The organism is Falsiroseomonas oryzae (assembly GCF_027856955.1).
Classification (GTDB): domain Bacteria; phylum Pseudomonadota; class Alphaproteobacteria; order Acetobacterales; family Acetobacteraceae; genus Falsiroseomonas; species Falsiroseomonas oryzae.
The window spans coordinates 1-8,354 of sequence record NZ_JAPSMD010000239.1 but is presented as its reverse complement, the minus strand read 5'-3'; the positions used below and the strand labels follow the sequence as shown (position 1 = coordinate 8,354).

8 protein-coding genes and 1 pseudogene are annotated in these 8,354 nt (G+C 71.0%); 6 read left to right on the top strand and 3 right to left on the bottom strand.

Annotated elements, in window-relative coordinates:
* The 5 genes from OZN99_RS19925 to OZN99_RS19905 form a co-directional block, all read left to right on the top strand.
* On the top strand, positions 1–2,095 hold a 2,095-nt coding region (locus OZN99_RS19925), incomplete at its 5' end, for a mechanosensitive ion channel family protein (RefSeq protein ID WP_270937004.1).
* Positions 2,096–2,217: 122 nt separating this feature from the next.
* The gene (locus OZN99_RS19920) at positions 2,218–2,499 is read left to right on the top strand and encodes a hypothetical protein (RefSeq protein WP_270937003.1); all 282 of its coding nucleotides are present in this window, start codon (positions 2,218–2,220) and stop codon (positions 2,497–2,499) included.
* A 90-nt stretch (positions 2,500–2,589) separates the two neighbouring features.
* Positions 2,590–4,023, top strand: coding sequence for a cytochrome ubiquinol oxidase subunit I (locus OZN99_RS19915; protein ID WP_270937002.1), 1,434 nt, complete (start codon positions 2,590–2,592; stop codon positions 4,021–4,023).
* A gap of 5 nt (positions 4,024–4,028) precedes the next feature.
* Positions 4,029–5,075 carry a cytochrome d ubiquinol oxidase subunit II gene (gene cydB, locus OZN99_RS19910; protein ID WP_270937001.1) on the top strand — a complete coding sequence of 349 codons (1,047 nt, stop codon included), beginning with the start codon at positions 4,029–4,031 and terminating at the stop codon, positions 5,073–5,075.
* A 135-nt stretch (positions 5,076–5,210) separates the two neighbouring features.
* Positions 5,211–5,459, top strand: coding sequence for a hypothetical protein (locus OZN99_RS19905; RefSeq protein ID WP_270937000.1), 249 nt, complete (start codon positions 5,211–5,213; stop codon positions 5,457–5,459).
* Between the two features lie 15 nt (positions 5,460–5,474).
* Here OZN99_RS19905 and OZN99_RS19900 read toward each other — a convergent pair whose 3' ends face one another.
* Both OZN99_RS19900 and OZN99_RS19895 read right to left on the bottom strand, forming a co-directional pair.
* Positions 5,475–6,110, bottom strand: a complete 636-nt coding sequence (locus tag OZN99_RS19900) for a glutathione S-transferase family protein (protein ID WP_270936999.1) — start codon at positions 6,108–6,110, stop codon at positions 5,475–5,477.
* Positions 6,111–6,165: 55 nt separating this feature from the next.
* Positions 6,166–7,185: a zinc-binding alcohol dehydrogenase family protein gene (locus tag OZN99_RS19895; protein ID WP_270936998.1), complete on the bottom strand. Its 1,020-nt coding sequence runs from the start codon at positions 7,183–7,185 to the stop codon at positions 6,166–6,168.
* 210 nt (positions 7,186–7,395) lie between these two features.
* On the opposite strand from OZN99_RS19895, the gene OZN99_RS19890 reads away from it, so the two are divergent.
* Positions 7,396–8,115, top strand: a complete 720-nt coding sequence (locus OZN99_RS19890; RefSeq protein WP_270936997.1) for a hypothetical protein — start codon at positions 7,396–7,398, stop codon at positions 8,113–8,115.
* Between the two features lie 28 nt (positions 8,116–8,143).
* On the opposite strand, the pseudogene OZN99_RS19885 reads toward OZN99_RS19890, so the two are convergent.
* Positions 8,144–8,354: pseudogene (locus OZN99_RS19885) on the bottom strand (primosomal protein N'); the annotation flags it as partial.

The window sequence follows — 8,354 nt, the reverse complement described above, 5'->3', positions numbered from 1 at the left end:
CCTGCGCCCGCCCGGCGCCGAGGGCGCGCCCGCCGCGGAGGCCACGCCCGCGCCCGCCGTCGATCCGGCGATCCTGGCGCCCAACACGCTGGGCGCGCAGCTCATCACCGGCGCCTCCCAGCGCCTGCAGGCCCTGTCGGACAGCCTGGTGGTCGCCGCGCAGGCGGCCACCGACCTGCAGGGCCTGGCCGGATGGGCCTCCGGCGTGGCGCGCGACCCGGTGACCCAGGCGCGGGTCTACGACGCCTCGCTCAAGCTCGCGCTGCTGTTCGGCATGGGCCTGCTGGCGGAGTGGCTGGTGGCCCGCTCGCTGCGGCGCTGGTCGGACCGCCTGGACGCGCTGGCACCCGAGCCCGGCAACGTCTGGACCTGGATGCGCCGCGTGCCGCTGGTGCTGGCGCGTTTCCTGCTGGATCTGGTGCCGGTGGCGGCCTTCGCCGTGATCTCCTACGGCATGATCGGCTTCGTCCGCCCGCTGCCCACCACGGAGCTGGTGCTGCTGGTCGCCAACAACTCCTACATGGCGCTGCGCGCCGTGATGGCGGGATCGCGCATGCTGTTTTCCCCGGCGTCGACGCATCTGCGCCTGGTGCAGGTGGCGGACGAGACGGCGGCCTATGTCACGGTCTGGGTGCGCCGCATCGCGGTGGTGGCGATCCTCGGCTACGCCATCGCCGAGGCGATGCTGCTGTTCGGCCTGCCCTGGTCGGCCTACGACGCCATCCTGCGCATCTCGCTGCTGATCGTCTCGCTGCTGCTGGTCATTGTCGTGCTGCAGAACCGGGCCGCCGTGGCGGAGGCGATGCGCGCACCGGACCTGGCGCCCGGCGAGGTGCCGGACCGGCCGCGCCGCTTCGTGCGCGCGCTACGCGACCGGCTGGCCGACGTCTGGCACCTGCTGGCGATCCTCTGGCTGTTCGCCGCCTGGGGCGTCTGGGCGCTGGAGGTGCGCGACGGGTTCGAGCGGCTGCTGCGCGTCTCCGGCATGACCATCCTGATCGGCGGGCTGGCCAAGCTGGCCGACGTGCTGGCGAGACGCCTGGTGGCACGCGGGTTCCGCATCGGGCCCGACCTGGCGCGGCGCTATCCCGGGCTCGAAGCGCGCGCCAACCGCTACGTGCCGCTGCTGAAGGGCTTCGTGACCACCGCGATCGGCGCGATCGCCGTGCTGTTCCTGCTGGAGGCCTGGGGGCTGGATGCCTTTGCCTGGTTCCGCCGCGGCCAGCTCGGCGCGCGCCTGCTCGGCTCGCTGATCTCGATGGCGCTGACCGTGACGGTCGCCATCGCGGTGTGGGAACTGGCGAACGCCGCGATCCAGCGGCACCTGACCAAGCTGTCGCGCGACGCGCAGGCCGCGCGCTCCGCCCGGGTGCGCACCCTGCTGCCGATGCTGCGCACGGTGCTCTCCGCCGCCATCATCGTCTTCGTCGCGCTGAACGTGCTGACGGAGATCGGCGTGAACGTCGCCCCCCTGATCGCCGGCGCCGGCGTGATCGGCCTGGCGGTCGGCTTCGGGTCCCAGACGCTGGTACGCGACGTCATCACCGGCGCCTTCCTGCTGTTCGAGGATGCGATGGCAGTGGGCGACGTGGTGCAGGTGGGCGGGCTCTCCGGCGTGGTGGAGCAGCTCTCGATCCGCTCCATCAAGCTGCGCGCGCAGGACGGCAGCGTGCACATCATCCCGTTCAGCGCGGTGACCACCGTCACCAACATGACGCGCGACTTCTCCTTCGCGGTGCTGGACGTGAACGTCGCCTATGGCGAGGACACCGACCGCGTCGCCGAGGTGCTGCGCGAGCTGGCGGCGGAGATCCGCGCGGATGCCAAGTTCGGACCGCAGATCCGCGACGAGATCGAGATCCTGGGCGTCGAGCGGCTGGCCGATTCCGGCGTGCTGATCCGCGCCCGGATCAAGACCGAGCCGCTGGCGCGCTGGAGCGTGGGGCGGGAGTTCAATCGCCGCATCAAGCAGCGCTTCGACCGGCTGGGGATCGAGATCCCCTACCCGCACCAGAAGCTGGTCATCGAGCGCGACCAGAAGCACCCCGCGGAGGACTTCCCCGAGACGCCGGCGCCGGCTAAGCTCGGGACGTGACGACGCTCCGGATCCTGACCGGCCGAATTACCGGCCCGGCCGCCTGACCCGCTCCCGCCAGGGGCGGGTTGCACGCGGCCGGGTGCCTGCACGGTCCGTCACACCGATCCGGAGTTTCCCCGATGTCAGATTGCCTGGACGAGCCGCTGGTCGCGGCGCGTTTCACCGTCACCGCCGAGGCGTCGCCCGGCCTGCTTTCCCGCGTGCTGGAGCCCTTCGCCAAGCGCGACCTGGTGCCCGACAGCGTGCGCGCCGCCCGCGACGGGGCGGCGATGCGGGCGGAGGTCGCGCTCTCTGCCATGCCGCTCGGCATGGTGCACCTCGTCGCCGGCAACCTGGGCCAGATCATCGGCGTGCGCCGCGTGGAGGCGATGGAAGGCCGCGTCGTCCGCCTCGCGGCGTAACGTTCTCGGCTTCGTGACGGCGGCGCGGGCGTTCCGCGCCGCCGCTCGCGCGCTCTCATGTCCGGGTGAGGATCCGGGCGGAGCCGCCGCATGCCGTGGGACGCTTTTCCGAGCGCGCTCGACCTGGCGCGCTTCCAGTTCGCCTTCACGGTGGTCTGGCACTTCCTGTTCCCGGCCTTCACCATCGGCCTCGCCTCCTACCTCGCGGTGCTCGAGGGGCTGTGGCTGGCCACCGGCCGCGCCCTTTTCATCGAGACCTTCCGCTGGTGGCTGCGCGTCTTCGCGGTCGCCTTCGCCATGGGCGTCGTCTCCGGCATCGTCATGTCCTACCAGTTCGGCACCAACTGGTCGGTGCTGAGCGACCGCGCCGGGCCGGTGATCGGCCCGCTGCTGGGCTACGAGGTCCTCACCGCCTTCTTCCTGGAAGCCGGCTTCCTGGGCGTGATGCTGTTCGGGCTGAACCGCGTGGGAAAGGGGCTGCACTTCGCTGCCACCTGCTGCGTCGCCATCGGCACGCTGATGTCCACCTTCTGGATCATCGCCGCAAATTCATGGATGCACACGCCGACGGGGCACGATGTGGCGCCGGACGGGCGCTTCCTGCCGCTGGACTGGTGGGCGATCATCTTCAACCCGTCCTTTCCCTACCGCTTCCTGCACGTCGTCTCCGCGGCCTACCTCACCACCGCGTTCATCGTCGGCGCGGTCGGCGCCTGGCACCTGCTGCGCGATCGCGCGAACCGCCATGCGCGGCTGATGTTCTCCATGGCCATGTGGATGGCGCTGGTCGTGGCGCCGGCGCAGGTGGTGATCGGCGACCTGCACGGGCTGAACACGCTGGAGCACCAGCCGCAGAAGGTCGCCGCCATGGAGGGCCACTGGGAGGAACGGCGCGCCGAGGCGCCGATGATCCTCTTCGCAATGCCGAACATGGCGGAGGAGCGGAACGACCTCGAGCTTGGCATCCCCGGCCTCGGCAGCCTGATCCTTGGCCATAGCTGGGAAGCCGAGATCCGCGGCCTGAAGTCCTTCCCACCAGACGAGCGACCGACCAACGTTCCACTGGTCTTCTGGTCGTTCCGCGCGATGGTGGGCATCGGGATGCTGATGGTGGCGCTCGGCATCGCGGCCTTCGTGATGCGCCTGCGCGGACGGCTCTACGACACGCCCTGGCTGCACCGCTTCGCGCTGGCGATGGGCCCCTCGGGCCTGATCGCGGTGACGGCGGGCTGGATCGTCACGGAGGCCGGGCGGCAGCCCTACACGGTGTATGGGCTGCTGCGCACGGCCGACAGCGTATCGCCGATCGCGGCGCCGGCGGTGGCGACCTCGCTGGCGATGTTCGTCGCGGTCTACTTCGTCGTGTTCGGCGCCGGCATCTGGCTGCTGCTGCGGCTGATGGCGGCAGCGCCGCACCCGGCGCAGGAAGGCCCGTCGGAAGGCGAGCCGATCCGCACGGCCGGCATCACGCCGGCGCCCTCCCTGCCGCACGGGCAGGTCACGCAGCCCGGCCCGGCGGAGTGACCGCGATGGATCTCGATCTCCCGCTCATCTGGGCGCTGCTGCTGGCCACGGCCGTCTTCCTCTACGTCGCGATGGACGGTTTCGACCTCGGCGTCGGCATCCTGTTCCCCCGCCTCGACCGCGGGGAGGAGCGCGACGTGGCAGTGAACTCCATTGCGCCGGTGTGGGACGGCAACGAGACCTGGCTGGTGCTAGGCGGCGGCGGATTGCTGGCGGTCTTCCCGCTGGCCTATGCCATCGTGCTGCCGGCGCTCTACATGCCGCTGATCGTCATGCTGCTGGCGCTGATCTTCCGCGGCGTTGCCTTCGAGATGCGCTTCCGGCAGGACACTGAAGCGGGCAAGCGCAACTGGGACAACGGGTTCTGGCTGGGCAGCACGGTCGCGGCCTTCAGCCAGGGCGTGGCGCTGGGCGCCTTCGTGCAGGGCATCGCGGTGGAGGGCCGTGGCTATGCCGGGGGCTGGTGGGACTGGCTGACCCCCTTCTCCGTGCTGACCGGGGTGGCGCTGGTGGCCGGCTACGGGCTGCTCGGCGCGACCTGGCTGCTGTGGAAAACGGAGGGCGCCCTGCATGAGAAGGCGCGCGGCCAGGCGCGGCGGCTTGGCGGGACGACGCTGGCCTTCATCGCCACGGTCAGCCTGGTGATGCCCTTCCTGCAGCCGGCCTTCGCCGACCGCTGGTTCGGCTTCCCGCACCTGCTCTTCGCCTGGGTGGTGCCGGTCGCCGTGGTGGCGCTGGCGGTCGTGCTGTTCCGGTTCCTGGCCGCGGCGCCGCCGCAGGGCGCGCGCACCAGCCTGCTGTGGCGCGACGCGATCCCCTTCGGCGCGGCGCTCGGCCTGTTCCTGCTCTGCTACATCGGCCTCGGCATCAGCATGTGGCCGATGATCGTGCCGCCCGCGATCACCATCTGGGACGCTGCGGCGCCGCCTTCGACACAGCGCTTCCTGCTGGCGGGCGCGGCGGTGCTGGTGCCGCTGATCCTCGTCTATACCGGCTTCGTCTACTGGATCTTCCGCGGCAAGGTGCGCGCCGGCGAGGGCTACCACCACTGATGGCGCGCCGCGCCCTCTGGTTCGTCGCGCTCTGGCTCGGCGGCGTCGCGGCTCTCAGCGCCGTCGCCTTCGTGATCCGCGCCGCGCTCGGCGTGTGACATTGAATCGCGGCAAGGCGCGGACCATCTGCGGGGCATGTCCTACCTGCTCGCGATCCTGGTGCCGCCACTGTCGCTTCTGCTGCAGGGCCGGCCCGTCCAGGCGGTGTTCAACGGGCTGCTGTGGTTCGGCAGCCTGCTGTTCATCGTCTTCCCCTTCGTCGCCGGCCAGGCCGGCTGGCTCGTCGCGGTGATCTGGGCCGTGGCGGTGGTGTACAACCGCCGGCAGGACCAGCGCGACCGCCGCCTGATCGACGACGCGCTGCGCCGCCAGGGCCAGCGCTGAGGGACGGACTCCGCGCTACCCCAGCTTCGGCCGCGTCCCGACGACGGACGGGCGCTGGTTCATCCGCTCCCACCAGGCGGAGAGCTTCGGGCGCGCCGCGAAGGCGGCGGCGCCGCCCTTCGTCATGCGCAGGTATTCCACCGGCGGCAGCAGGTGCAGGTCGGCCAGCGTCACCGCATTGCCGCACAGCAGCTCGCCGCCCATCAGCCCCTCGATGACGTCGAGCGATCTCTCGACCGTCTTCATGCCGTCCGCGATCAGCCCGGCATCCGGCTGGCCGCCCTGCATCGGCACGATCACCTCCTGCCAGAACACCTTCCCGACCATCGCGCCATAGGCGTAGCTGTCCACGATGCCGCAGATCTGCGTCATGCGCGCGCGCGGCTTCGCATCCGCGGGCTGCAGAGCGGGGCCGGGGAAGGCCTCGTCCACGTAGCGGGTGATCGCGAAGGTCTCGAACAGGCCGAAGCCGTCATGCTCGAAGGCCGGCACCTTGCCCCAGGGCTGCCGCGCCAGGTGCTCCGGCGCGTGACCCTTGCCGGAGAGGATGTCCACCTCGTTGAGCTCGTAGGCCACGCCCTTCTCCTCCAGCGCGAGCCGCGCCGTGCGGGCATAAGTGCTGTAGCTCGGGCCATGCAGCGTGACGGGCATCGGTGTCGTGCTCCCTCGACGGTCGGGGCGATCCTGCATGGATCGCCGACGGGAGTCACGGCCCGAACCCCTCCAGCACCAGCTTGCCGCGCGCGTGCCCGGATTCCAGCGCGGTATGGGCGCGGCGCAGGTTCGCGGCGTTCACCGCACCCAGCTGCTCCGTCAGCGTGCTGCGCAGCGTGCCGGCCTCCAGCATCCGGCTCACCTGTTCCAGGATGCGGTGCTGGTCCTCCACATCCGGCGTGTCGAACATCGGCCGGGTGAACATCAGCTCCCAATGGACCGAGGCCGCCTTGACCTTCAGCAGGCGGATGTCGGGCGGCGTCGCGGGGTCGTCGATCAGGCAGACCGCGCCCTGCGGCGAGAGGATCTCGCACACCGCCGGCCAATGCGCTTCCGTATGGGTGGTGACGAAGACGTAGGGCACGATGAGGTTCAGCGCCCGCAGCTGCGCCAGCACGCTGCCTGCATGGTCCACCACGTGGTGCGCGCCCATCCGGCGTGCCCAGTCCTGCGTCTCCGGCCGGCTCGCTGTCGCCACCACGGTGAAGCCGGTGAGCTGGCGCAGCAGCTGCACCGCCATCGAGCCCACGCCGCCCGCGCCGCCGATCACCAGCACCGCCTCCGGCCGCGCCAGCCCGCCGCGGGGGATGCGCAGCCGGTCGAACAGCGCCTCCCACGCCGTGATCGCGGTCAGCGGAACGGCCGCGGCCTCGGCGAAGGAGAGGTTGCGCGGCTTCGGGCCGACGATGCGCTCATCCACCAGGTGCAGCTCGGCATTGGTGCCCGGGCGCGCGATCGAGCCGGCGTAGAACACCGCGTCGCCCGCGCGGAACAGCCGCGCCTGCGGGCCGGCCTCCCGCACCACGCCGGCAGCGTCGAAGCCGAGGATCTTCGGCTCGCCGGCCGGGTCGGTGCGCTGGCGCACCTTGAAGTCCACCGGGTTCACCGAGACGGCCCGGATCTCCACCAGCAGGTCCCGCCCGCGCGGCGACCGCGGCTCGGGCAGCTGCATGTCCTGCAGCGAGTCGATGTCGTCGATCGGCAGGCTGTGCATGTAGGCGACGGCGCGCATCGCTGGCCCTCCCCCGAAGACCGGAAGCTAGGCGCCACGCCGGCCGGACACGACACACCTTCCGGCGATCCCGGGCCCGTGCACGCGCCGAAGGCGACGCCGTCGCGGCGAGCTGCCATGCCACTTTCGCGGCTCAGCCAAGCTGGGATCTGTTGCCGTCTCGTGCCGATACGCGCATGCTTCCTGCGAGGGACGGGGGAGCACTGCGGCATGTCGGGCGCCAGCAAGGAATTCGTGAAGAAGCTTACGATCCGCGTGATCATGTGGGGCAAGCAGCGGATCCCGCACGCGAACGGCTGGTTCACCGGGGGCATGCAGGCGCCGCTGCGCGCCAGGCTGGCCGATGCCAAGAGGTACATCGAGACGAACGGCGGCGAGCTGTTCTTCGATGGCCTGCTGCCGCTCACCGGTGGGCTCATCGCCGCCGGGTCGGCCTATGACACGCATCAGAAATACCAGAAGGGCGAGCTGACGGGCCCGGCCTACGCCCTCGGGCTCGCCTCGGGGCTTATCGGGATCGTCTCGGCGCCGGCATCCATCGTGCAGACCTTCGTCAAGATCCCCAAGGTGGTGAGCGGAGCGGAGCAGGTCGTCATGATCTGCGCGTCGGCCAACACCGCGCAGTCGATTATCGCGCTCGAGGCCATGCTCATCGAATCGCTTGTGACGAAGAAGGCACCCAAGAACGGCAACCTGGGCGACCAGGCGGTCAGCACCGCCCTCGCGGTGAACAACACGGCGCAGCTGATGCTGGAGCACATGCCGCTCGGCTGGGGGCGCGCCTTCGCGCTGCTTGAGACGGCGAACTCGGTGACGCCGCTGCCGGGCGTGGTGAAGACCAGCTTCGATGCATTCTGCTCCGCCGGCGACCAGATCACGGCGAAGCTGTCGCCGGAAGACTTCGACATGCTGGTCGCCTCGCTGGACTGACGCGCGTCGCAGGGGCCACCCGGCGTCGCTACAGGAACCCCACCGGGTCCACGTCCACCTGCACCCGCACGCTGTTCGGCAGCTCCACGCGGTGTAGCCAGTCGCGCAGCAGCGGCTGCACCGGCACGTCTCGCCGCGCCTTCAGCAGCAGCCGCCGCCGGTGCCGGCCGCGCAGCAGCGCCAGCGGCGCCGGCGCGGGGCCCAGCACCTCCACTCCCGCGACGCGCGGCGCGGCCAGG